The 22,861-nt window shown below is 56.0% G+C and carries 24 protein-coding genes; 10 read left to right on the top strand and 14 right to left on the bottom strand.

Annotated features, from left to right (window positions below):
• Nucleotides 1–55: 55 nt before the first annotated feature.
• From asr to ENTCL_RS11270, 3 genes are all read left to right on the top strand, one after another.
• The gene (gene asr, locus ENTCL_RS11275; RefSeq protein ID WP_044611951.1) at nucleotides 56–382 is read left to right on the top strand and encodes an acid resistance repetitive basic protein Asr; all 327 of its coding nucleotides are present in this window, start codon (nucleotides 56–58) and stop codon (nucleotides 380–382) included.
• Nucleotides 383–453: 71 nt separating this feature from the next.
• A complete protein-coding gene (gene ydgU, locus ENTCL_RS24225; RefSeq protein WP_459543222.1) occupies nucleotides 454–540 on the top strand; it encodes a small membrane protein YdgU in 87 nt (28 codons plus the stop codon).
• A 102-nt stretch (nucleotides 541–642) separates the two neighbouring features.
• Entirely contained in the window at nucleotides 643–1,464 is an 822-nt protein-coding gene (locus ENTCL_RS11270) for a trypsin-like serine peptidase (protein ID WP_013366247.1), read from the top strand.
• A gap of 4 nt (nucleotides 1,465–1,468) precedes the next feature.
• Here ENTCL_RS11270 and ENTCL_RS11265 read toward each other — a convergent pair whose 3' ends face one another.
• From ENTCL_RS11265 to ENTCL_RS24220, 4 genes are all read right to left on the bottom strand, one after another.
• Complete coding sequence (locus ENTCL_RS11265) at nucleotides 1,469–3,631, bottom strand: putative bifunctional diguanylate cyclase/phosphodiesterase (protein ID WP_013366246.1); 2,163 nt, start codon at nucleotides 3,629–3,631, stop codon at nucleotides 1,469–1,471.
• 108 nt (nucleotides 3,632–3,739) lie between these two features.
• Complete coding sequence (gene mdtI, locus ENTCL_RS11260) at nucleotides 3,740–4,069, bottom strand: multidrug/spermidine efflux SMR transporter subunit MdtI (RefSeq protein WP_013366245.1); 330 nt, start codon at nucleotides 4,067–4,069, stop codon at nucleotides 3,740–3,742.
• The gene (mdtJ, locus tag ENTCL_RS11255) at nucleotides 4,056–4,421 is read right to left on the bottom strand and encodes a multidrug/spermidine efflux SMR transporter subunit MdtJ (RefSeq protein WP_203415277.1); all 366 of its coding nucleotides are present in this window, start codon (nucleotides 4,419–4,421) and stop codon (nucleotides 4,056–4,058) included. The genes mdtI and mdtJ overlap by 14 nt, the downstream gene beginning before the upstream one ends.
• 91 nt (nucleotides 4,422–4,512) lie before the next feature.
• Entirely contained in the window at nucleotides 4,513–4,680 is a 168-nt protein-coding gene (locus ENTCL_RS24220; RefSeq protein WP_471633755.1) for a protein YdgV, read from the bottom strand.
• A gap of 135 nt (nucleotides 4,681–4,815) precedes the next feature.
• Here ENTCL_RS24220 and ENTCL_RS11250 point away from each other — a divergent pair, with 135 nt between their 5' ends.
• A complete protein-coding gene (locus ENTCL_RS11250; RefSeq protein WP_013366243.1) occupies nucleotides 4,816–5,850 on the top strand; it encodes an AI-2E family transporter in 1,035 nt (344 codons plus the stop codon).
• A 5-nt stretch (nucleotides 5,851–5,855) separates the two neighbouring features.
• Here ENTCL_RS11250 and ENTCL_RS11245 read toward each other — a convergent pair whose 3' ends face one another.
• From ENTCL_RS11245 to smrA, 3 genes are all read right to left on the bottom strand, one after another.
• Entirely contained in the window at nucleotides 5,856–6,656 is an 801-nt protein-coding gene (locus ENTCL_RS11245) for an MBL fold metallo-hydrolase (protein WP_013366242.1), read from the bottom strand.
• A 134-nt stretch (nucleotides 6,657–6,790) separates the two neighbouring features.
• Complete coding sequence (locus ENTCL_RS11240) at nucleotides 6,791–8,023, bottom strand: multidrug effflux MFS transporter (RefSeq protein WP_013366241.1); 1,233 nt, start codon at nucleotides 8,021–8,023, stop codon at nucleotides 6,791–6,793.
• A 137-nt stretch (nucleotides 8,024–8,160) separates the two neighbouring features.
• Entirely contained in the window at nucleotides 8,161–8,727 is a 567-nt protein-coding gene (gene smrA, locus ENTCL_RS11235) for a DNA endonuclease SmrA (protein ID WP_013366240.1), read from the bottom strand.
• 201 nt (nucleotides 8,728–8,928) lie between these two features.
• Here smrA and ogt point away from each other — a divergent pair, with 201 nt between their 5' ends.
• The 3 genes from ogt to uspE all read left to right on the top strand — a co-directional run bounded on the left by ogt (nucleotide 8,929) and on the right by uspE (nucleotide 11,479).
• Complete coding sequence (gene ogt, locus ENTCL_RS11230) at nucleotides 8,929–9,444, top strand: methylated-DNA--[protein]-cysteine S-methyltransferase (protein WP_013366239.1); 516 nt, start codon at nucleotides 8,929–8,931, stop codon at nucleotides 9,442–9,444.
• 194 nt (nucleotides 9,445–9,638) lie between these two features.
• Nucleotides 9,639–10,391, top strand: a complete 753-nt coding sequence (gene fnr / locus ENTCL_RS11225) for a fumarate/nitrate reduction transcriptional regulator Fnr (RefSeq protein WP_013366238.1) — start codon at nucleotides 9,639–9,641, stop codon at nucleotides 10,389–10,391.
• Between the two features lie 137 nt (nucleotides 10,392–10,528).
• Nucleotides 10,529–11,479, top strand: coding sequence for a universal stress protein UspE (gene uspE / locus ENTCL_RS11220; protein WP_013366237.1), 951 nt, complete (start codon nucleotides 10,529–10,531; stop codon nucleotides 11,477–11,479).
• Nucleotides 11,480–11,551: 72 nt separating this feature from the next.
• Here uspE and ENTCL_RS11215 read toward each other — a convergent pair whose 3' ends face one another.
• From ENTCL_RS11215 to pntA, 6 genes are all read right to left on the bottom strand, one after another.
• The gene (locus tag ENTCL_RS11215; RefSeq protein WP_013366236.1) at nucleotides 11,552–11,740 is read right to left on the bottom strand and encodes a YdiH family protein; all 189 of its coding nucleotides are present in this window, start codon (nucleotides 11,738–11,740) and stop codon (nucleotides 11,552–11,554) included.
• 157 nt (nucleotides 11,741–11,897) lie between these two features.
• Nucleotides 11,898–13,589 carry a methyl-accepting chemotaxis protein gene (locus tag ENTCL_RS11210; RefSeq protein WP_013366235.1) on the bottom strand — a complete coding sequence of 564 codons (1,692 nt, stop codon included), beginning with the start codon at nucleotides 13,587–13,589 and terminating at the stop codon, nucleotides 11,898–11,900.
• A 152-nt stretch (nucleotides 13,590–13,741) separates the two neighbouring features.
• Complete coding sequence (locus ENTCL_RS11205) at nucleotides 13,742–14,860, bottom strand: S-(hydroxymethyl)glutathione dehydrogenase/class III alcohol dehydrogenase (RefSeq protein WP_013366234.1); 1,119 nt, start codon at nucleotides 14,858–14,860, stop codon at nucleotides 13,742–13,744.
• A 95-nt stretch (nucleotides 14,861–14,955) separates the two neighbouring features.
• A complete protein-coding gene (gene leuE / locus ENTCL_RS11200; protein ID WP_013366233.1) occupies nucleotides 14,956–15,594 on the bottom strand; it encodes a leucine efflux protein LeuE in 639 nt (212 codons plus the stop codon).
• A gap of 101 nt (nucleotides 15,595–15,695) precedes the next feature.
• A complete protein-coding gene (gene pntB / locus ENTCL_RS11195) occupies nucleotides 15,696–17,084 on the bottom strand; it encodes a Re/Si-specific NAD(P)(+) transhydrogenase subunit beta (RefSeq protein ID WP_013366232.1) in 1,389 nt (462 codons plus the stop codon).
• A gap of 10 nt (nucleotides 17,085–17,094) precedes the next feature.
• Entirely contained in the window at nucleotides 17,095–18,624 is a 1,530-nt protein-coding gene (gene pntA / locus ENTCL_RS11190) for a Re/Si-specific NAD(P)(+) transhydrogenase subunit alpha (protein WP_013366231.1), read from the bottom strand.
• A 523-nt stretch (nucleotides 18,625–19,147) separates the two neighbouring features.
• Between pntA and ydgH the strand changes: the two genes are divergently transcribed.
• The 3 genes from ydgH to folM all read left to right on the top strand — a co-directional run bounded on the left by ydgH (nucleotide 19,148) and on the right by folM (nucleotide 22,420).
• The gene (gene ydgH / locus ENTCL_RS11185) at nucleotides 19,148–20,098 is read left to right on the top strand and encodes a DUF1471 family protein YdgH (RefSeq protein ID WP_013366230.1); all 951 of its coding nucleotides are present in this window, start codon (nucleotides 19,148–19,150) and stop codon (nucleotides 20,096–20,098) included.
• A 177-nt stretch (nucleotides 20,099–20,275) separates the two neighbouring features.
• Nucleotides 20,276–21,658, top strand: a complete 1,383-nt coding sequence (locus tag ENTCL_RS11180; protein WP_013366229.1) for an amino acid permease — start codon at nucleotides 20,276–20,278, stop codon at nucleotides 21,656–21,658.
• Between the two features lie 39 nt (nucleotides 21,659–21,697).
• Nucleotides 21,698–22,420, top strand: a complete 723-nt coding sequence (gene folM, locus ENTCL_RS11175; RefSeq protein WP_013366228.1) for a dihydromonapterin reductase — start codon at nucleotides 21,698–21,700, stop codon at nucleotides 22,418–22,420.
• Here folM and ENTCL_RS11170 read toward each other — a convergent pair.
• Entirely contained in the window at nucleotides 22,417–22,752 is a 336-nt protein-coding gene (locus tag ENTCL_RS11170; RefSeq protein ID WP_013366227.1) for a GlpM family protein, read from the bottom strand. The genes folM and ENTCL_RS11170 overlap by 4 nt on opposite strands.
• Between the last annotated feature and the right edge of the window lie 109 nt (nucleotides 22,753–22,861).

Raw genomic sequence — 22,861 nt, 5'->3', positions numbered from 1 at the left:
TTTCAACGGCCCCGCAGTGGGGTTGAACATTAGAAACCAATTCGAGGATTTCAGAATGAAAAAAGTATTAGCTCTGGTTGTTGCCGCTGCTATGGGTCTGTCTTCTGCTGCTTTCGCTGCTGACACTGCAACCGCTCCGGCGCCTGCTGCTGCCGCTCCTGCAACTCACGCTGCGCCGGCGAAGACCACCCATCATAAAAAACACAAAAAACACGAAGCCGCTAAACCAGCTGTAGAGCAGAAAGCTCAGGCCGCTAAAAAGCACACTAAAAAGCATCACACTGCTAAACCAGTTGCGCAGAAAGCTCAGGCTGCTAAAAAACATACCAAAAAACACACCAAGCATCACGCTGCTAAACCAGCAGTTCAGCCGGCGGCATAATTTCGCCCCCGGTAGTTCGGTCCTGTATATTAAATCGGCGCTGTTTCAGCGCCGTTTTTTTCTGGAGAGCAATGATGTTGCGCCGCTATCGCTTTGAGCTCATCCTTATATTGCTGATTATCTGCGCGCTGGTTGCCACTCGCTTCTTCCTGTCCTGAGTGTAGCACGCTGATTTTACTCCCACTTTTGACTCGTCCCGTCTATAGTAATCTCATTGGGTTCTACTTTTTATAATCATAATTGCCCCACCAGAGAATGTTATGCGCCAAACCGTAGTGGTATTACTGGGATCGCTTTGCCTGCTCTCCTCTTATGCTCATGCTGATGACAGCACTGACGATGGCCTGAGCGCTAAAGAGGTTAAGACCTTATTTTTCGGCCATGATGACCGCGTTCGCGTCAGCAACCCGGCCGAGTCGCCATGGGACGCTATCGGCCAGCTGGAAACCGCCAGCGGCAACCTTTGCACCGCGACGCTTATCTCTCCGCACCTGGCCTTAACGGCGGGACACTGTCTGCTGACCCCGCCGCGCGGCAAGCCGGATAAAGCCGTCGCGCTGCGGTTTGTCTCACAGAAAGGGAGCTGGCGCTACGAGATCCACGGCATTGAAGGCCGCGTTGACCCGTCGCTTGGCAAGCGGCTGAAAGCCGATGGCGATGGCTGGATCGTCCCCCCCTCCGCGGCACCGTGGGACTTTGGGCTTATCGTATTACGCTATCCGCCTTCCGGAATCACGCCGCTGCCGCTGTTTGACGGTGATAAGGCCGCGCTGACCGAGGCGCTAAAAGCGACCGAGCGCAAGGTCACCCAGTCCGGCTATCCGCTCGACCATCTCGATTCCCTCTATACGCACAATGACTGCGTGGTGACCGGCTGGGCGCAAACCAGCGTGCTATCGCACCAGTGCGATACGCTGCCGGGCGACAGCGGCTCTCCGCTGATGTTGAAAACCGACGCCGGCTGGCAGGTGATCGGCGTCCAGAGCTCAGCGCCTGCGGCAAAAGACCGCTGGCGGGCCGACAACCGGGCCATCTCGGTGACCGGGTTTCGCGATAAGCTCGAAGCGCTGGCCAACGAATAACCGGCTAGCACTGTCGCTGCTGTCGAATCTGCAGCAGCGACGCCAGGGGCATCGGCTCGCTGAACAAAAAGCCCTGCAGCTGATCGCACCCGGCGAGGCGCAGCAGCTTCATCTGTTTTTCATTCTCCACCCCTTCTGCGATCACCGTCATACCTAACGCGCTGGCGATACGGATAGTGCCGCTGACCAGTGCCGCCGCCTGATCGTCATCGTCAACAAGACCCGCCAGCGATTTGTCGATTTTGATGGTGTCGAAATTGAAGCGACGCAGATAGCCAATGCTTGAATAGCCGGTGCCAAAATCATCCAGCGCCACGTCGGTACCAAGCATTTTCAGATTGGAAATTGCCGAATGCGCCCGTTCCGGGTTTTCCAGCACATAGGTTTCGGTAACCTCCAGCTGCAGCCTTTGCGCCGGAAAGCCGCTGGTCACAAGCACCTGTGAGACTTTGTCCTCAAACTCCGGGTCGCGAAACTGCGCCGGTGAGATATTGACCGACAGCTTCAGGTCGCCCAGATTTTTCATGTCGGAACAGGCGCGGCGTAAGACGAACTGGCCAAGGGAATAAATCAGGCCGCTGCTTTCGGCAATGGCGATAAAAGCATCCGGTTTTAGCTCACCGGCGGGCCGGCGCGGCCAGCGTACCAGCGCCTCGACGGCCGTCATCGTCAGGCTGCGGGCATCCACGATCGGCTGATACCAGACGTCAAATTCGTTACGCTCCAGCCCTGCGCGGATATCATTTTCGATGGTGAGCTGATGCTCCCGGGCGCTGTTGAGCTCAGCGTCATAATGGGTGATGCGCCCTTTGCCGGTAATTTTTGAATGGTACATCGCGATATCCGCCCGCCGGAAAAGCTCCGAGGTGGTGCATTCCCGCAGTATGCCGCTGGCGATACCGATACTGGCGCTGATATGGATGGTGCGCCCGCGGATGCGAAGGGGGCTGTTGAGAAAATCAAGCACGCTGCCGGCAAATGCCGCCGCGTGTTGCTCCGACAGCGCGCCGCCGAGGGTCATGGCAAACTCGTCGCCGCCCATTCTGGCCAGCATCCCGTCGTCCGGAACCAGCGCGTGAAGCGTATGCGCAATATGGACGATCAGCGCGTCGCCGACGTCATGACCATAGATATCATTCACGTCCTTGAAGCCGTCGAGGTCAATAAACACCACGGTTTTGAGCTCATCATCGCCGTGTTTTCTTACCCGTTCCAGTTGCTCAATCAGCGCCCGTCGGTTTGGCAGATGGCTGAGCCAGTCGGTCAGCGCAATCTCCCGCGCCTGCTTTTCGCCGCGCGCCAGCTTATACAGCCCAAGGCTGCTCAGCACGATAAAAAACAGAATGAGCCCGGCGGCGAGCGCCACTATCTGGCGAATTTCCGCGGAGGCAGCGGCTGCGGCCTCAGCACCTGGCAGCCGCGGCTGCCAGTTAAGAAATCCCACCGGTTTCCCGCCGGAGGTCAGCAAAGGGATACTGTACTCGCTGCTTTTTTCGCGGGTCAGATGAAGGTTGGCAATCTGAAAGGTATTGCCCAGATCCCGCAAAATTTGTGCATTGATGTGCCGGGTAATCACCAGATACCGGCGGGTAGCGTCATAAATCTGCAGGCGTCCGGTCATTGGCCGTATCAGCCCAATGCCGACAAACGCAATACCGGCGCTGGTTTGGGTGATGCCTGCAAAAATGTGTTTCCCCGTCAGCAGGTCGTTGCGATGATGTGCGATCAGCGCCTGCAGCCCCTCGCCAAAGAAACGGAGATCGTTTTCCTGGAACGGCTGGCGGCGGAACGCGCCCCACAGCACGCGGTACTGCTCATCAAGCACAAAGGTGCCGTCGTAGAGGTCATTAATTTTGTATCCCGCCCCCCAGGTATTGTACAGCCAGGCGGTATCCAGTTTCGGGGCATACGTCTGGTGCACGGCATCGTCCCAGACGGCGTTATCCATCACCAGCGACAGTATCCGGTTAACGGAGGTCTGCAGCGCGCCCTCCACCGACAGCGCCGAGCGATGGGCGTCAATTTCATTGGTTTTACTGCTGATAAGATGCTGTGAGAGATAAAGAAGTGAAACAATAGAGACAATCAAGCCGATACCGGCCAGGAAAATCATGACAAACAACGTCTTGGCTGTTGCTATATTGCGCCAGCCTGATGGATTAAACATTCGCTATCCTCATGCACGCATTGGGCGTCCGGAGGCGTTTTCCCTCCGTTGTACAAGCGTAATACAGCTAGCGTATTTCGCTGCCCGCAAACAGGGGCAGCGATCACATCAGGCAAGTTTAATCATCACCATTCCGACCAGCAGCAGGCCTAAACCAACCCAGCCTTTGGCGTTCAGGCGCTGGCCAAACAGGATCCAGCCTGCCGCAAGCGTGGCCGCGACGCCAAAACCGCCCCAGACGGCGTAGGCGACCGACAGGTCAATACCCTTCACCGCCTGCGACAGCGCGCTAAAGGCGGCGAGCACGGCCAGCAGGGACAGTACGCCGTAGGTTTTACGGCGAAAACCGTCAGAGAATTTGAGGAAAATGTTGGCGACGATTTCCAGAATGATGGACCCGGCAAGCCAGGCCCCGTGAACCCACTCAAACTGTTGCATGATTCACCTCAGCACGCGGCGCTTTCGCTTTGCGAGTGCCCGATTTAATCAGCACAATTCCCGCCACCAGGGTGGCCAGCCCCACCGCTTTCATCGGCGACAGGCTCTCATCAAACAACAGTACGCTGAACAGAGTGATCAGCAAAATACCCACGCCTTCCCACAGCGCGTACGCCACGCCAAGGGCTATTTTTTTAATGGCGAACGACAGAAAAATATACGACAGCGCAATCATTGCCAGCATTAAAATATAGCCGGTGTGGCCATCGCTGACGCTGGCCCATTTCATCGACAGGGTGCCAGTAATTTCAGCAACGATCGCCAGGCCTAATAAAATCCAGTAGAACATGATGTTTCTCCTGCAAGAGAATATAAATCGCCGCGGCTCACGCTGCGCGCAAACCGAAAAAAAGCTTAAAATTCAGATGATGCAGAAGAGACGACTAAAGCGCTGAGCGCCAGTGTTTTTCACCAGATAGCAGGCAGAAAGAGGGAGATAAAACAGAAGTAGTAAAAGTGAACGTCCTGAGTACGTTGTCCATAAAATTACAATTATCCGCGGTGTTGCTTCTCGTCATTGCGGATGAAAATTGTCCTCGGTAGTTAAACACACCATGATTCTGGCATAGCGCTACAATAAACACAAAGTCTTTGCACTTCTTTACCCAGAATATTTGCTGTGAATACGTTTATTCTGTCGGAGTTCACCTTTATGATGCATTCCCGGATTATTTGCAGGAGTTGCTATGGCAAAGCCCATCATTACGCTTAATGGATTAAAGATAGTCATCATGCTGGGCATGCTGGTCATCATCCTCACCGGTATCCGCTTCGCCGCTGATATCGTTGTCCCCTTTATTCTCGCCCTGTTCATTGCGGTGATCCTTAATCCGGCGGTGCAGTTTATGGTGCGCTGGCGGATCCCGCGCGTTGTGGCCGTTACGCTGCTAATTGCGTTCATTATCCTGCTGGCGGTGCTGCTGCTGGCCTCGCTCGGCACCTCGTTGAATGAGCTGGGGCGCACCGCGCCGCAGTACCGTTCGTCGTTGGTTGTCCCGCTGCAAAACGTTGAGCCGATGCTGCAGCGGTTGGGTATTCAGGTGTCGGTCGAACAGCTGAGCAAGTTTATCGATCCCAACGCCGCTATGCTGCTGGTCACGCGGTTTTTGACGCAGTTATCTAACGCGATGTCGTCAATTTTCCTGCTGCTGTTGACCGTAGTATTTATGCTGCTCGAGGTTCCTCAGCTCCCCACCAAGCTGCAGCAGCTGATGTCGCGCCCGGTGGAAGGTATGGCCGCTATCCAGCGAGCGATTGACAGCGTAACGCATTATCTGGTTCTGAAAACCGCCATCAGCCTGGTGACAGGGCTGGTCGCCTGGTGGATGCTGGCGCTGCTTGACGTCCGCTTTGCGTTTATCTGGGGGATGGTGGCCTTTGCGCTGAACTATATTCCCAATATTGGTTCTATTCTGGCGGCCATCCCCCCCATTTTGCAGGTGCTGGTTTTCGGCGGTATTTCCGACGCGCTGCTGGTAATGGCTGGCTATCTGGCGATCAATATGCTGTTCGGCAATATTCTCGAACCGCGGATCATGGGCCGTGGCCTGGGGCTATCAACGCTGGTCGTGTTTTTATCGTTGATTTTCTGGGGCTGGCTGCTTGGTCCGGTGGGGATGCTGCTGTCGGTGCCGTTGACCATTATCGTTAAAATCGCGCTGGAGCATTCGGCGGGCGGTAAAGGGATTGCCATCTTGCTGAGCGATCTCAGCAAACCGTAATTACGCTATCCCAGTACGATAGTCTCCCCCGTTGCCGGCGCCGTAACCGCCGGCAACCACCACCGACCCCATTCGCCCGTACAGTGGCACCCCATTAGTTTATCCGGCGATTGCTGCTGTAAAAATTGACGAACTCGCCAGAGCGACCAGGGCGACGCGCTGCGCAAATGAAATCCGCCAATCAGCGCATGAATTCGGGTCACACCGGCGATCTGCTGGCAATGGCGAACGATGTTAATTACCCCCCGATGCCCGCAGCCGACAATAATCACCAGACCTCGGTCGGACTTATAAATCAGAGCCCCCTCATCCACCACGTAGTCTGTTGAGTCTCTGTCGCCGGTAATAACACCGTAGGCGTTTGGCGCAGGGACGGCAATTTCCCCCGACCATATAAAGCGTTCGCTTAATGCTACCGGATGACTGCTGTACTCCATGCGATGGCGGCCATAATCGACCTCGCGCGAGAGTTTTTTTATTTTTCGGCTAAAACCAGGAAAACGGAAGGCCGAATAACGTTCATCCGCAATGCGGGGGTGACAAACGATGCGGCTGTTATCCGGAAGCCAGGGCACCCCACCGCAGTGATCGTAATGACCATGGGAGAGCACCGTCGCCGTTATTGCGGACAGGTCGACGCCCATCAGCGCGGCATTATGCAGAAAACTACCGTCCGGACCGGTATCAAACAGAATCGCATCTGACTCATCCTGGAGCAGCAGGCTTAATCCGGCTTTCGCCTGTAAACGCGAGTCCGCGCCAGGGGCTCGTCGATTCTCCAGCAGGACCCTGATAGTTAACGCCATATTCCTCAACCTCCATGCTCGAAAGATGTCGTATGATATTCACCCTCTGAACGCCATTCTATGTTGAGCCGATGCGTTATGAAAAGTGAGTTAAACGCCCTGCCCATTTTTATCGCCGCGGCGGAATAAGGCTATCACCGTTTATCAATCCCCGTTGTTGATTGTTTTATTTTCATGGGTTCTCCTGAGGAACCCATGAGCCCCATCACCCCGCAGGCGACAGCGAAGAGCGCCATGATCCACGCCATCGTCCACGGCGTGCCGTCGCTAAACCACGTCAGCAGCAGCGATGAAATAATACCGCTACCGTACTGCAGCGCGCCAATGAGCGCGGAGGCGGAACCGGCAATGTGCGGAACCTCGTCCAGCGCGGCAGCGGTCGAGGTGGCGGCGAGAATGCCGTTCATGGCAAAAAAGATGAACACCGTCGCCGCAATCACCACAATGCCACCAGTCTGTAATTTCACCGCGACGGCCAGCAGCAGCGCGGCAATAGCGGCTGCGCCAGCCGCCGCTTTCAGCAGCGTATCCAGAGAGTGGCGCTGAACCAGATGGCGATTTACGACGCTCATCGTCATTACGCCGACGATATTCAGTGCAAACAGCCAGCCGTAATGCTGCGGGGCAACGCCGTAGAAGCGGATATAAACAAAAGGCGAACCGGTGATAAACGCATACGCCGCCACGTAGAAGAAAGTCAGACAGAGCGTATAGCGCATAAAACGACGGTTTCTCAGCAGCAGCAGGTAGTTGTGAAACGCACCGGTTAGCGAGGTTTTCACCCTCTTCTCCGCCGGCAGCGTTTCCGGCAGCCAGAATAACGAACAGAACATGACGGCGCCAATCAGCGCCAGCAGCCAGAAGATGGCGTGCCAGGAGCTAAAGCGGATCATCTGTCCGCCGATAAGCGGCCCGGCGATGGGGGCTATCGCCATGATCAGCATCAGCGTCGACAGCATCTGCGCTGCGCGGGTTCGCACGAATAAATCGCGGATCATGGCGCGCGCCAGCATCGGGCCGGTACAGGCGCCCAGCGCCTGGAAAACGCGCCAGAAGACGATTTGCTCAATCGACGTTGAAAGCGCGCAGCCTGCCGAACCGATGATGAAGAGCAGCATGCCGATGAGCAGCGGCAGGCGGCGGCCATAGCGGTCGCTGATGGGCCCCCAGACAAGCTGAGCCACGGCAAAGCCAATCAGAAAACCGGTGATAGTGAGTTCGGTATTGCCCCGTAGCTCATTCGCCATGACCGGCATCGCCGGAAGATAGATATCGGTGGATAACGAGGTAAACGCCATCAGCCCGCTGAGGATAAGAATAAACAACAGCCCGCCAGTAGCGGGTTTCTGCCCGTGGGAGGTATTCATGATGCGATGATATCCAGAGTAAAACGTGACAATGTCACTTATCGGTGACGCAGGAATACCATCTTACTCTGGCGCTGAATAGCAATAATCCCCATAAATTCGCTTAGGGTTATGAACAGCATTCATTAATAGGGGGGTTAGCGGCTACGTTTGGCGTGTCGTTCCCAGTTTTCCTGTTTTGCTTCCGCCGATTTCTTCAGCGCCACATAGCACGCCCCGCTGCCGCCATGATGTGGTAGCGCCGCGCAAAAAGCCTGTACATCTTCAAATTCGGTCAGCCAGCGCGCCAGATAGCTGCGAATAATATTGGCATGCGAGCGATCGTCACGGCCCTTGCCATGAATAATGAGGATATTGCGTAGCCCGTCCTGCCTGGCCTGATGGATAAAGGCAAATAGCGATTGTCGACACTGCTCGACCGGCTTCCCCAGAAGGTTGAGGCTTGCCTGCTGGCTGTATTTGCCCTGCCGCAGCTTATCCAGTACGCCCGTTTGCAGCCCTTCGCGCTTAAACGTCAACGGCTCGCCAAGCGGCAGCACGTCCAGAAACCCGGTGGTCAGGAAGTTATCCAGCTGTAGCATATCAATACGCTGCACGGTGCGGGTGTTGCGGCTGGGCTGCCAGCAGATATCGCTGCTGCACCGCTTCAGAGGCTGGACATCCTCCATGGCGTCAAGAAACAGCGATTTGTCGTCAGGGTTCATGATCTCTCCTCCGCGTACAGCGACGACGCTACTATAGCGCCCGTCAGGTCCCTGCTCAACGCGTTTTAAGTTCGCAACCTTCGCGCCGGTTTGTCCGGTATGCAAACCTTTGGGGGTATGGTTGCAGGTACACGAGCATGATATTGTGGCGCTATGCCTGCGATGCATAATATCGTTGCCGCTCAATGAAAAGGAACCGCCATGCTGACACTGCTTGAAGACAAAATCGCCACGCCGGTAGGGCCGCTGTGGATCCTGTGCGATGAGCAGTTTCGCCTGCGCGCGGTCGAGTGGGAAGAGCACAGCGACCGTATGGAGCAACTGCTGGAAATCCACTATCGCCGCGAAGGCTATCAGCGCCGCGCCTCAGACAACCCGGGCGGGCTGAGCGCTCAGCTGCGGGCCTACTTTGACGGCGATCTCGCCGTCATCGACACGCTGCCAAGCGAAACGGCGGGAACGCCTTTTCAGCGCGAGGTCTGGAAGACCTTACGCTCCATCCCCTGCGGTCAGGTGATGCACTACGGGCAGCTGGCGGAGCAGCTTGGGCGCCCAGGCGCCGCCCGCGCGGTAGGTGCCGCAAATGGCTCGAATCCCGTCAGTATCGTTGTGCCCTGCCACCGCGTCATTGGCCGTAATGGCACCATGACCGGATACGCCGGCGGCGTACAGCGCAAAGAGTGGCTGTTGCGTCACGAAGGGTATCTGCTGCTTTGATTTTCTGTGCCTTATCTGGAAAGCCCGAGGAACTTTACATTCAAAAAAGACCTAATAAAACCATAGATATCAGCACGATATAATCCATATCTCATTTCCCATTCCAATATTGTGTGAATCGGGTTTTCGAGACTTACTTGCTCACCAAAAAGATGTTAAAATTGACTAATATCAATTACGGCTTGAGCATATCTATGATCCCGGAAAAGCGAATTATACGACGCATTCAGTCTGGCGGTTGTGCTATCCACTGCCAGGATTGCAGTATCAGCCAACTGTGTATCCCGTTCACCCTGAACGAGCATGAGCTTGATCAACTCGATAATATTATTGAGCGGAAAAAGCCAATTCAGAAAGGGCAAACGCTATTCAAAGCAGGTGACGAACTGAAATCGTTATATGCCATTCGCTCCGGTACCATTAAGAGCTATACCATCACCGAGCAGGGTGATGAGCAGATAACGGGCTTTCATCTCGCAGGCGACCTGGTCGGCTTCGATGCTATCGGCACTGGCCACCACCCGAGCTTTGCACAGGCGCTGGAAACGTCCATGGTCTGCGAAATCCCCTTTGAAACTCTGGATGACCTGTCCGGCAAGATGCCAAACCTGCGCCAGCAGATGATGCGTCTGATGAGCGGCGAGATCAAAGGCGACCAGGATATGATCCTGCTGCTGTCGAAAAAGAACGCGGAAGAGCGTCTGGCGGCCTTTATCTATAACCTCTCCCGCCGCTTTGCGCAGCGCGGCTTTTCACCGCGTGAGTTCCGCTTAACGATGACCCGCGGCGATATTGGTAACTACCTCGGCCTGACCGTGGAAACCATCAGCCGTTTGCTGGGCCGTTTCCAGAAAAGCGGAATGCTGGCGGTAAAAGGCAAATACATCACTATTGAAGATAGCGATGCGCTGGCGCTGCTTGCCGGCCACGCCCGCAACGTCGCCTGACCCTTTCGCCCTTCCTTCGTCGGATCGTTAAATTTTCCTGATTTATTGATCTGGCGGAGGTTCACCTCTGTTTCATTCCTGCCATATGGGTTATCTTTTAATTACAGACTGTGGTTACAGTTGTAAGGAGACCCTGTATGGCGAAATATCAAAATATGCTGGTTGCCATCGATCCGAACCAGGACGATCAGCCTGCATTACGGCGTGCTGTTTATTTGCATCAACGGATTGGTGGCCGCATCAAAGCCTTTTTGCCGATCTATGATTTTTCCTACGAGATGACCACCCTTCTGTCGCCCGATGAGCGCACCGCGATGCGCCAGGGCGTCATCAGCCAACGCGCCGCATGGATCCGCGAGCAGGCGAAATATTACCTCGACGCCGGCGTGCCGATTGAAATTAAAGTGGTCTGGCACAACCGTCCTTTTGAAGCGATTATTCAGGAAATTATCAGCGGCGGCCACGACCTGCTGCTGAAAATGGCGCACCAACACGACAAGCTAGAAGCCGTTATTTTCACCCCGACCGACTGGCATCTGCTGCGCAAATGCCCTTGTCCGGTATGGATGGTTAAAGATCAGCCGTGGCCGGAAGGCGGCAAAGCGCTGGTGGCAGTCAACCTTGCCAGTGAAGAAGAGTACCACAACGCCCTCAACGAGAAGCTGGTTCGCGAAACGCTACAGCTGGCGGAACAGATTAACCATACTGAAGTGCACCTTATCGGCGCCTATCCGGTTACCCCGATTAACATCGCCATCGAGCTGCCGGATTTTGACCCCGGGGTCTATAACGACGCGATTCGCGGGCAGCATCTGCTGGCAATGAAGGCGCTGCGGCAAAAATTCAGCATCTCTGAAAATATGACGCATGTTGAAAAAGGCCTGCCTGAAGAGGTGATCCCGGACCTGGCGGAGCATCTGCAGGCGGGGATTGTGGTGCTGGGCACCGTTGGACGCACCGGGCTTTCCGCCGCGTTCCTCGGCAATACCGCCGAACAGGTTATCGACCATCTGCGCTGCGACCTGCTGGCGCTGAAGCCCGATCAATACCAGAGTCCGGTTGAGCTGGATGATGACGAAGACGACTGATTTCACCGTGCAATAAACAGAAAATCCCGGTGGGAATACCTGCCGGGATTTTTTTTAGCCGCCACCGGCGGCTTAGTGGATACCCAGGCGCCAGGCGAAATCGATCTCTTCTTTGAGCTCAAGCGAGGAAAGCGACATCAGGTCAGCAAATTCCAGTTCAAGCTGTTTTACGCGTTTCAGGTACTGTGCCGGGGTTAAAACGCCGGGGTCGCGACGGAGATATTCGACGGCCAGCTGCGCGGGGGTTAACTCGGTATCCATAACATCCTCATTTATGTTGAAAACCTGTTAAGTATATCACGCCTGGCTGCCGTCTTTTTGACCAAAAGCAATTCGCGAAGAATATTTTTTAACCACCGCATCGCTTATGTTTTAACGGCATAAGCGATGCCGCTATGCCGCTATGCCGTTTTGGCTGTCAGAACGTTTCCCAGTTATCCCCGCCGGCCGTCGCCTGGCGAGAGGCGACAAACTGCGCGCTGGATGGCGCTTTGTGCTGGCGAGCGGCGCTTACGCCGCCCTGCAGGCGAAATACCCCAACCGCTTCGGTCAGGCGTGCCGCCTGCTCTTCCAGCGACAGTGCTGCGGCAGAGGATTCCTCAACCAGCGAGGCGTTTTGCTGGGTCACGTTATCCATTTCAGAAATGGCCTGGCTCACCTGCTGGATCCCCCGGCTCTGCTCGTCAGAGGCTGCCGCGATCTCCAGCATAATGTCGGTAACGCGCTTCACCGCTTCCACGATATCCTTCATCGTGCTGCCCGCCGCCACAACCTCGCCTGACCCGCGTTCGATCAGGGTAACGGATTCGCTGATAAGCCCTTCAATCTCTTTCGCCGCCTGCGCGCTTCGGCTGGCCAGCGTCCGCACTTCGCTGGCGACGACCGCAAATCCGCGTCCCTGCTCGCCTGCGCGCGCGGCTTCTACCGCGGCATTCAGCGCCAGAATATTGGTCTGGAAGGCGATGCTGTTGATCACCGCGGTAATCTCCGAAATTTTCTTTGAGCTGCTGGAGATATTGCCCATTGTCGACACCACGCCGGAAACAATCTGGCCGCCGCGCGTAGCCTTACTGGAGGCATCCTCCGCCAGCTTGCTGGCATGATGCGCATTATCGGCGTTCTGCTTCACCGTAGCGGTCAGCTGTTCCATGCTGGCCGCAGTCTCCTCAATAGCGGCCGCCTGCTGTTCTGTTCGGGATGACAGGTCGGTGTTTCCGGCGGAGATTTCGCTGGTACCGCGATAGATCTCTTCCGTCCCCTGGCGAACGGTGCCCACGGTTTGCGACAGCGCGTGCTGCATTTTCTGCAGCTCATGGCTCAGTTTGCCAATTTCGCTGCGCCCGGCGGGCTCATCCGGCAGCGTTAAGTTACCGCCGGCAATCTGCTCGATGCGCTCCAGGGTGCGCTTAAGCGGGCTTACCACCGTACGGCGTAGCGCGATAAAGGTCATTAACGTTAGCGCCAGCGCCAGCACAAAAGCGCCAATCATAAACGCAATACCCAGCTGCGTACGGCTATGCGCCGACGCCGAAAGGTGGGTCGCTCTGTCGCTGCGAATCTGAATAGCCTTCAGCAGCACGTCGTTGTACGCGGCATCAAGCTGGCGGGCCTGCTCGTTCTCGTGGTTGATAATCGCCTCGAACATGCCGTTTTTGGCATATTTCAGCATCGGCTGAAGGCCCGCGACGTAGGCGCTGTAGCGCGCGTTGATTTCGCCATCCAGCGCTTCATCCGCCGCCGTTTTGACCCGCCGGTTCACATACTCCTGAAAGCCCTGCTGAGATTGCTTAATGCGCAGTTCGGCGTCGGCAATGTTCTGCTTCATATCCTCCATTTCCGCGATGCGGCTGGCCGCGCCGGCATGGATCATATTAATACGTGCGGTACGCAGGTGGTTTGAGCTGTTTGACAGTCCCGTGCGCACCTGCAGTTCTTCGGTCACGTCACGCTGGTCGCGGTCTGCCTGCAGCAAAAAATACCCGGCGAGCCCTGAACTTAATGCGAATAGCAGCAAAATACCGCCCAGAATGGAGGAGAAAAGCGGAACCAACCTGATGTGGTGCAAAAAACTGACTTTTTGTGGCTTGAGCATCGCTGCTGTTTTGTCCATGGCTATCGACTCTCTTTGGGTAAGAGGCGTACCAACACGCCCGTAAGATAGTCATCGGCCTGGCGGCAGAATCTCTTACCGGTAAAAGCGCAACATCGATCACAGTTCCTGCAAAAGAGAAAACCAGCGGGAGAAGCCCGCTGGCTGCCCGCTTAGTTATCGCCGAAGTGGATAACGGTGCGGATTGATTTGCCTTCATGCATCAGGTCAAAGGCTTCATTGATCTGCTCAAGCGGCAGGCGGTGGGTAATAAATGGATCGAGACGAATTTTCCCCGCCATCGCGTCCTCCACCATGCCCGGCAGCTGGCTACGGCCTTTTACGCCGCCGAAGGCCGAACCGCGCCATACGCGGCCGGTTACCAGCTGGAACGGACGGGTGCGAATTTCCTGCCCCGCGCCCGCCACGCCGATAATCACGCTCTCGCCCCACCCTTTATGGCAGCATTCGAGGGCGGCGCGCATCACGTTTACGTTGCCGATACACTCAAAGCTGAAATCCACGCCTCCGTCGGTCATGTCCACAATAACGTCCTGCACCGGCTTATCGAAATCATTGGGATTCACGAAATCCGTCGCGCCCATCTCTTTCGCAAGAGTGAATTTATCCGGATTGGTGTCAACGGCGATAATGCGCCCGGCATTTGCCTGTACCGCGCCCTGAATAACCGCCAGCCCGATTCCGCCAAGGCCAAATACCGCGACCGTATCACCGGCCTTCACCTTCGCCGTATTGTGAACCGCGCCGATCCCGGTGGTCACGCCGCAGCCCAGCAGGCACACTTTGTCGAGCGGCGCCTGCGGATTGACCTTCGCCAGCGAAATCTCTGCGCAGACGGTATATTCACTGAAGGTGCTGGTGCCCATGTAGTGGTAAATCGGCTGACCTTCGTAAGAGAAGCGCGTGGTGCCGTCCGGCATCAGCCCTTTCCCCTGGGTAGCGCGTACCGCCTGGCAGAGGTTGGTTTTGCCGGATTTGCAGAACTTACACTCGCCGCATTCCGCGGTATACAGCGGGATCACGTGGTCGCCTGGCTTCAGGCTGGTTACGCCCTCGCCGACCTCAACCACAATCCCGCCGCCTTCATGACCGAGGACCGCCGGGAATACGCCTTCCGGGTCATCGCCGGACAGGGTAAACGCATCGGTGTGACAAACGCCGGTATGGGTTATCTTAACCAGCACTTCGCCCTTCTTCGGCGGCGCGACGTCAATCTCAACAATCTTGAGCGGCTGGCCGGGGCCAAACGCAACTGCAGCACGTGATTTCATCGTTGTCTTTTCCTGTCGCAGGGTGATTTATTCTCACCAGGATAGTAGCAAATAAAAAAACCACGCCAAAGCGTGGTCGGTTGCCCGGTGTTCTTTTATGACTGCAGGAACGCCAGGCGCGCGGCGAACCCCACAAAGACCAGGCCAATCAGGCTGTTGCCAATCTTCGCCAGCTTCTTACGGGTACGGACATAGCGCGTAACCAGCGAACCGGAAACGATCAGAAAGCTGAGGTAGGCAAAGCTCACCGCCTCCAGGGTAATCGCCAGAATCAGAAACGCCAGACCCGGCGTCTGGGCCTGCACATCGATAAACTGCACAAAAAACGAGACGTAAAACAGGATAGCCTTCGGGTTCGTGAGGCTCAGGGTCAGCGCGCGTTTGAGAATCGCCCCCGGCAGCTCCGCCTGAGACTCATGGGCGCCCGGCTGTTTTTTCAGTACCGACCAGAGCATTTTACCGCCCAGATACAGCAGATAAATCGCCCCGAGATAGCGCACGACGTTAAACAGGACCGGCGTCGTTTTGATCAGCGTCGCCACTCCGGCGTACGACAGAAACATCAGCACCGCATCGCCGACGAATACGCCCAGCGCCGCCAGGTAGCCGATTCGGATACCGTGCGCCGCGCCGGTGCGCAGAACAAAAAACGTATTCGGGCCTGGCACCAGAATGATGAAAATCGCGCCAATCAGGTAGGTCCAGTAGTTCAACACGCCGAAATCAGAAAACACCCTGCTCTCCCTTGTCTGTGTATTCACGAAGTGTGATCTGTATCATAACAAAAAAGCCGCCTCCCTTTTACCGGAGGCGGCTTATATTTTTATGCTATCGCTTACAGCGACTTCAGAATCGCATCCACGCTGGCTTTGGCGTCGCCAAACAGCATATGGGTGTTTTCTTTGAAGAACAGCGGGTTCTGCACGCCGGCATAGCCGGTATTCATCGAACGCTTAAAGACGATAACGTTCTGCGCTTTCCAGACCTCAAGCACCGGCATACCGGCGATCGGGCTCTTCGGATCGTCCTGCGCCGCCGGGTTAACGGTATCGTTCGCGCCGATGACCAGCACGGTGTCGGTATCGATGAAATCATCATTGATTTCGTCCATTTCCAGCACGATATCGTACGGAACTTTCGCTTCCGCCAGCAGAACGTTCATGTGGCCAGGCAGACGTCCGGCAACCGGATGAATACCAAAACGCACCTTCACGCCGCGCGCGCGCAGTCTTTCGGTAATTTCCGCTACCGGATACTGCGCCTGCGCTACCGCCATGCCGTAGCCCGGGGTAATGATGACCGAGTGCGAATTTTTCAGCATTTCAGCGGTGTCTTCCGCGCTGATTTCGCGGTGTTCGCCCATCTCTTCATCGCTACCGGTTGAGGAGCCATCGGTGCCGAAACCGCCAGCGATAACGCTGATGAACGAGCGGTTCATCGCTTTACACATGATGTAGGAGAGGATCGCACCGGAAGAACCGACCAGAGCGCCGGTGACGATCAGCAGGTCATTGCTCAGCATGAAGCCCGCCGCCGCCGCCGCCCACCCGGAGTAGGAGTTGAGCATCGAAACCACGACCGGCATGTCGGCGCCGCCGATAGAGGCGACCAGATGCCAGCCGAAAGCCAGCGCGATAACGGTCATGATGAGCAGCGCCAGCACCTGCATACCCACGCTTTCGGTGCGCACGAAGGTGACCAGCAGCAGGAAGGAGACGACCAGCGCCGCGAGGTTCAGCTTATGACGGTTCGGCAGCATCAGCGGTTTAGAGGAGATCTTACCGCGCAGTTTACCGAAGGCCACGATAGAACCGGTGAAGGTCACCGCGCCGATGAAGATCCCGAGGAAGACTTCGGTCAGGTGAATGTTCACCAGGATCTGCTCCATCCCCGTTTCGTGCTGCAGGTAGCTGTTAAAGCCGACCAGCACCGCCGCCAGGCCCACGAAGCTGTGCAGAATCGCCACCAGTTCCGGCATTTCGGTCATTTCGACGCGCTTCGCCAGACGGATGCCAATAGCGCCGCCGACGATCATCGCGACGATAATCCACGCAACGTTGCCGGTATCCGGCCCGAAAATGGTGGCAATCAGCGCGATCGCCATCCCGGCGATACCGTAGTAGTTCCCCTGCTGGGAGGTTTCGTGCTTGGAAAGCCCCGCCAGACTGAAAATAAACAGGATCGCGGCAACAATGTATGCAGCTGTAACTAATCCTCCAGACATTTGTTACCCCTTAACCTTTGCGGAACATTTTCAGCATGCGCTGAGTGACGGTGAAACCACCGAAAATATTGATGCTGGCAATCAGTACGGCGATAAAGCTTAAGAAACTTACCCAGCCGCCGTGGCCGATTTGCAGCAGCGCCCCAACAACGATGATCCCGGAAATGGCGTTGGTGACCGACATCAGCGGGGTATGCAGCGCGTGGGACACGTTCCACACCACGTAATAGCCGACCACGCAGGAGAGCGCGAACACGGTGAAGTGGCCAAGGAACTCTTTCGGCGCGACGTTCGCCAGCCAGCCGAATAGCACGATAGCCAGCGCCATCAGCGCATATTTACGCCACGGCGAGGCCGGTTTCGCTGGCTCAACCGGCGCAGTCTCGGCTTTAGCCGCCGCTTTCGGCTGTGCGGAAACCTGAATCGGCGGCGCAGGCCAGGTAACTTCACCCTCGCGGATAACCGTTACGCCGCGCACCACGACGTCGTCAAAATCAATCTTGATGTTGCCGTCTTTTTCGCTGCACAGCAGCTTCAGCAGGTTGACCAGGTTGGTGCCATACAGCTGCGAGGATTGTGTCGGCAGGCGCCCGGCAAGGTCGGTGTAGCCGATAACCCGCACGCCGCCTGGGGTGGTGAAAATTTCTCCCGGCACGGTGTATTCGCAGTTGCCGCCGTTTTGCGCCGCCAGATCGACGATCACGCTGCCCGGGGTCATGGAGTCCACCATTTCACGGGTAATCAGCTTCGGCGCCGGTTTACCCGGAATAAGCGCGGTGGTGACGATGATATCCACCTCTTTCGCCTGGGCGGCGAACAGCGCCATTTCCGCTTTGATAAAGGCCTCGGACATGACCTTGGCATAGCCGTCGCCGCTACCGGCCTCTTCTTCGAAATCCAGCTCAAGGAACTCTGCGCCCATACTCTGGACCTGTTCCTTCACTTCCGGCCGCGTATCGAATGCGCGAACGATAGCGCCAAGGCTGTTGGCGGCGCCGATAGCGGCAAGCCCGGCAACGCCGGCGCCGATAACCATCACTTTCGCTGGCGGCACTTTGCCCGCGGCGGTGATTTGCCCGGTGAAGAAGCGGCCAAACTCATGCGCCGCCTCAACGATAGCGCGATAACCCGCGATGTTGGCCATTGAACTTAACGCATCAAGAGACTGGGCGCGGGAAATACGCGGCACCGAGTCCATCGCCATGACGTTAATGTTCCGCTCGGCAAGCTTTGCCAGCAGCCCGGCATTCTGCGCCGGCCAGATAAAGCTGATAAGCGTCGTGCCCGCGTTGAGCAGCGCGATTTCGTCCTCGGTCGGCGCATTCACTTTAAGAATGATATCCGCCTGCCAGATAGCGTTTCCCTCGACAATTTCCGCCCCAGCCCCGACATAGGCCTGGTCGTCAAAACTCGCCAGCTTTCCGGCCCCGCTTTCAATGGCCACGGTGAACCCGAGTTTGCACAGCTGCTCCACCGTTTTCGGTGTGGCTGCGACTCGCGTCTCCAGGGCCAGGGTCTCTTTTGGTACCGCAATACGCATAGTTTTCCCTTCCATCGAATTTAAATGATGGTTTGTTGTTTCACCGGATCGGCCCGTCTACCCTTTATCAAAAGAAGGCGGCGAATCCCGAAAAATAAAACAGTAACAAACTTTCTATAACCTACTGAAAATGCCGATTGTGATCCACCGTCAGAAAACAGGAATTGTGATTTTATTGAGGAAAAGCCGCTTCTTCAGCATTCGGGTAGCAATATTTACCTGAAATTAATCCTCAAGCCTGATAATTCGCTTAAGCGAGGCGGTAAAACATGATTATTTTCGGTGCAAAATACATATTTTAACATTACATTAACTTATAAAACGCATGACGATTATCAATTTTATTGGTCAACCGCCTGTTTTTTCAACATATCATCAAAAGTTATCGTCACCTGTTATCAGGGTCGCACTTGAAGTGAAAAATGACGCAGACAGTGACGCAAATTAAATGCAATAATCAGCGACGTTTTCTAGTCAACAACAATACCAGTACCTGGTTTGCGCAAGGCGAAGGATTATTTTTATGAAGCTTAAGAACACTCTCCTGGCGTCAGCCCTCCTGTCTGCAACCGCGTTTACCGCCAATGCAGCCACCGAGTTGACACCGGAGCAAGCAGCAGCCCTCAAGCCATACGATCGCATCGTGATTACCGGTCGTTTTAACGCTATTGGCGATGCCGTTCAGGCCGTTTCGAATAAAGCGGATCAAGAAGGCGCTGCCTCTTTCTATGTTGTTAGCAACTTTGACTATGGCAACAGCGGCAACTCGCGCGTTACCGCCGACCTTTATAAGCAGGATGCGCCGAAAGCCGATGCGCCGAAAAACCGTGTGATTGACGGCGTGACCGAATTACCAAAAGATCAGGCTGCTCAGCTTGAACCTTTTGATACCGTGACCGTACAGGGCTTCTATCGCAGCCAGCCGGACGTCAACTCCGCTATCGCGAAGGCCGCGAAGGAGAAAGGCGCAGCTTCGTTCTTCATCGTACGCCAGATTGACGCTAACGATGGCGGCAACCAGCGCGTCACCGCTTACGTCTACAAAGCCGATGCGAAAAAACGCGTAGTGCAGAGCGCCGACGCGATTCCGGCCAACTCTGACGCAGGCCGCGCAGCGCTGGCGCAGGGCGGTGAAGCCGCTAAAAACGTTGAAATCCCGGGCGTCGCCAGCTCCTCCACCGTCGGTTCAGCCACGGGCGTAGGTCTGTTCTATGAAACCCAGTCGTCGAAAGGCGGACGTTACAGTGTCACGCTGCCAGACGGTACCAAAATTGAAGAGCTGAACAAAATCACCGCGGCACAGATGGTGCCGTTTGACAGCGTTCAGTTCACCGGCAACTACGGCAACATGACCGAGATCTCCTATCAGGTTGCCAAGCGCGCCGCGAAGAAAGGGGCGAAATACTATCACATTACCCGTCAGTGGCAGGAACGTGGCGGCAACATGACGATCAGCGCCGACCTGTATAAATAAGCGAAATTTTTTTCGTCAAAGGCAGCTTCGGCTGCCTTTTTTGTTTTTTTCTGGTCCTTCTCATTGCATGCCCGCAACTCTCTTCGTAAAATCCCGCGCCTTAGCGTAATCATCCATGTTTATGCGATTTAGCAAAATAAATATTCTGGGACTTTCCTCTCTTACAACAGGATGCCAATGGAAAAGAAACTCGGCCTTAGCGCCCTGACGGCCCTGGTACTTAGCTCAATGCTGGGTGCGGGCGTTTTCAGCTTACCGCAGAACATGGCGGAAGTTGCCAGCCCGGCCGCGCTATTGATCGGTTGGGCCATTACCGGGGTGGGCATTCTGTTTCTCGCCTTCGCCATGCTGGTATTGACCCGTATCCGCCCTGACCTGGACGGCGGGATCTTTACCTATGCCCGCGAAGGCTTCGGCGAGCTGATTGGGTTCTGCTCCGCCTGGGGATACTGGCTCTGCGCGGTCATCGCCAACGTCTCGTATCTGGTGATCGTCTTTTCCGCCCTGAGCTTTTTTACCGATACGCCTGAGCTGCGCCTGTTCGGCGACGGTAATACCTGGCAGGCTATGGCAGGCGCCTCTGTTCTGCTGTGGGTCGTGCATTTTCTGGTGCTGCGCGGCGTGCAAACGGCGGCCGGGATAAATCTGGTCGCGACGCTCGCCAAGCTGGTGCCGCTGGGCCTGTTCGTGGTGCTGGCGGCGATGGCCTTTAGCAGCGATATTTTCAGTCTGGATTTCCACGGCATTGCGCTCGGCGTTCCGGTCTGGGAGCAGGTGAAAAGCACGATGCTTATCACGCTGTGGGTATTCATCGGCGTGGAGGGCGCAGTCGTTGTCTCCGCCCGCGCGCGCAATAAAAAAGATGTCGGTCGCGCGACGCTTCTCGCCGTGCTGTCAGCGCTGTGCGTTTATCTGCTGGTGACGCTGCTCTCGCTGGGGGTCGTTGCCCGCCCAGAGCTCGCAGAAATGCGCAACCCGTCGATGGCCGGTCTGATGGTGCGCCTGATGGGCTCGTGGGGCGAGGTGGTCATTGCCGCCGGGCTGATTGTCTCGGTGTGCGGCGCCTACCTGAGCTGGACGATTATGGCCGCTGAAGTGCCGTATATCGCGGCGACGCATAAAGCGTTTCCTCGGGTTTTCGCGCGGCAGAATAAAAACAACGCGCCGTCCTCGTCGCTGTGGCTGACCAACGTCAGCGTACAGATTTGCCTGATTCTGATTTGGCTGACCGGCTCCGATTACAACACGCTGCTGACCATCGCCTCTGAAATGATCCTGGTGCCCTATTTCCTTGTTGGCGCATTCCTGTTAAAAGTTGCCAGCAAACCGCTGCATAAGGCGGTAGGTATCGGCGCATGCATTTATGGCCTATGGTTGTTGTATGCGTCAGGGCCTATGCACCTGCTGCTGTCCGTTGTGCTCTATGCGCCGGGGCTGATGGTGTTTATCTATGCCCGCCGAACTCACGAGCTGGACAAGATGCTGAACCGCCGTGAAGTGGCGCTGATTGGGTTATTATTGGTTGCTGCAATTCCAGCAACGTGGCTGTTAGTGGGGTAACGCGAAATTACCCCATCGCAATTTGTTAAGGAGAATACGATGGGGCATCACCAGTCGCGCCCAGTGCTTATTACAGGCGGAGGCCGTCGCATCGGTCTCGCCCTTGCCCACCATTTTCTCAACCAACGGCAGCCGGTGATCGTCAGCTACCGTACCCGCTATGACACCATTGATACGCTCGAAGCCGCAGGCGCCCTGTGCCTGAAGGCGGATTTCGCCACCACCGACGGCGTGCTGGCCTTCGCGGAATCCGTGAAGGCGCGGACGGACGGCCTGCGCGCTATTCTGCATAACGCCAGCGACTGGAAAGCGGAGAAACCCGGCGCACCGCTGGCGGACGTCATGCAGCAGATGCTGCAGATCCACGTGCAGACGCCCTACCTGCTGAACCATGCGCTGGAGCCGCTTTTACGCGGCCACGGCCATGCCGGCAGCGACATCATCCATTTCACCGACTATGTGGTTGAGCGCGGCAGCGACAAGCATATCGCCTATGCCGCCAGCAAGGCCGCGCTCGATAATATGACCCGCTCGTTTGCCCGCAAGCTGGCGCCGGAAGTAAAGGTGAACGCTATTGCGCCGTCGCTGATTCTGTTTAACGACAGTGACGACGCCGAATATCGGCAGCAGGCGTTAAACAAGTCGCTGATGAAAATAGCGCCGGGTGAAAAAGAGATAATCGATCTTGTCGATTACCTGCTGACCAGCTGCTATGTCACAGGCCGTTCGTTTGGCGTGGATGGCGGCCGCCCGCTGCGTTAGTGCAAGCGGCTCCAGAGCAGAATAAGCAGCCAGGCGCTGAGACTCCAGCACGCAACTGCGCCCGCCAGCGCCAGCGGCAGGCGCAGAAATCCGGTGAAGTACCACAGCGACAGCAGATAAAGAAAATAGGGAACGATCGACCACATTCCGAACACGATGGTGGCGCGTAGCGCCTCAACGCCCCGCTCGCTGGCGACAATGTAGTGCGCAATCATCGCAAAGGTGGGAAACAACGGAATCAGTCCGGCAATGTAGTAATTTTTGGTTTTCGCCAGTATCCCTATCAGCACGACGACCAGCGCGCCTAGCGCGGCCTTAATCAGTAATCCCATTTCCTGCGCCCGTATTTCACGTAATAATGTTGGCAGGATAACGGAAGTCGCTTTATTTATGAAAGATTAATGGATCGGGGGTTTCCTGCGGTGTATGTTACCTTTTTTC

Source organism: [Enterobacter] lignolyticus SCF1, from assembly GCF_000164865.1.
Classification (GTDB): Bacteria; Pseudomonadota; Gammaproteobacteria; order Enterobacterales; family Enterobacteriaceae; genus Enterobacter_B; species Enterobacter_B lignolyticus.
This window is presented reverse-complemented; position numbering and strand designations above follow the sequence as displayed.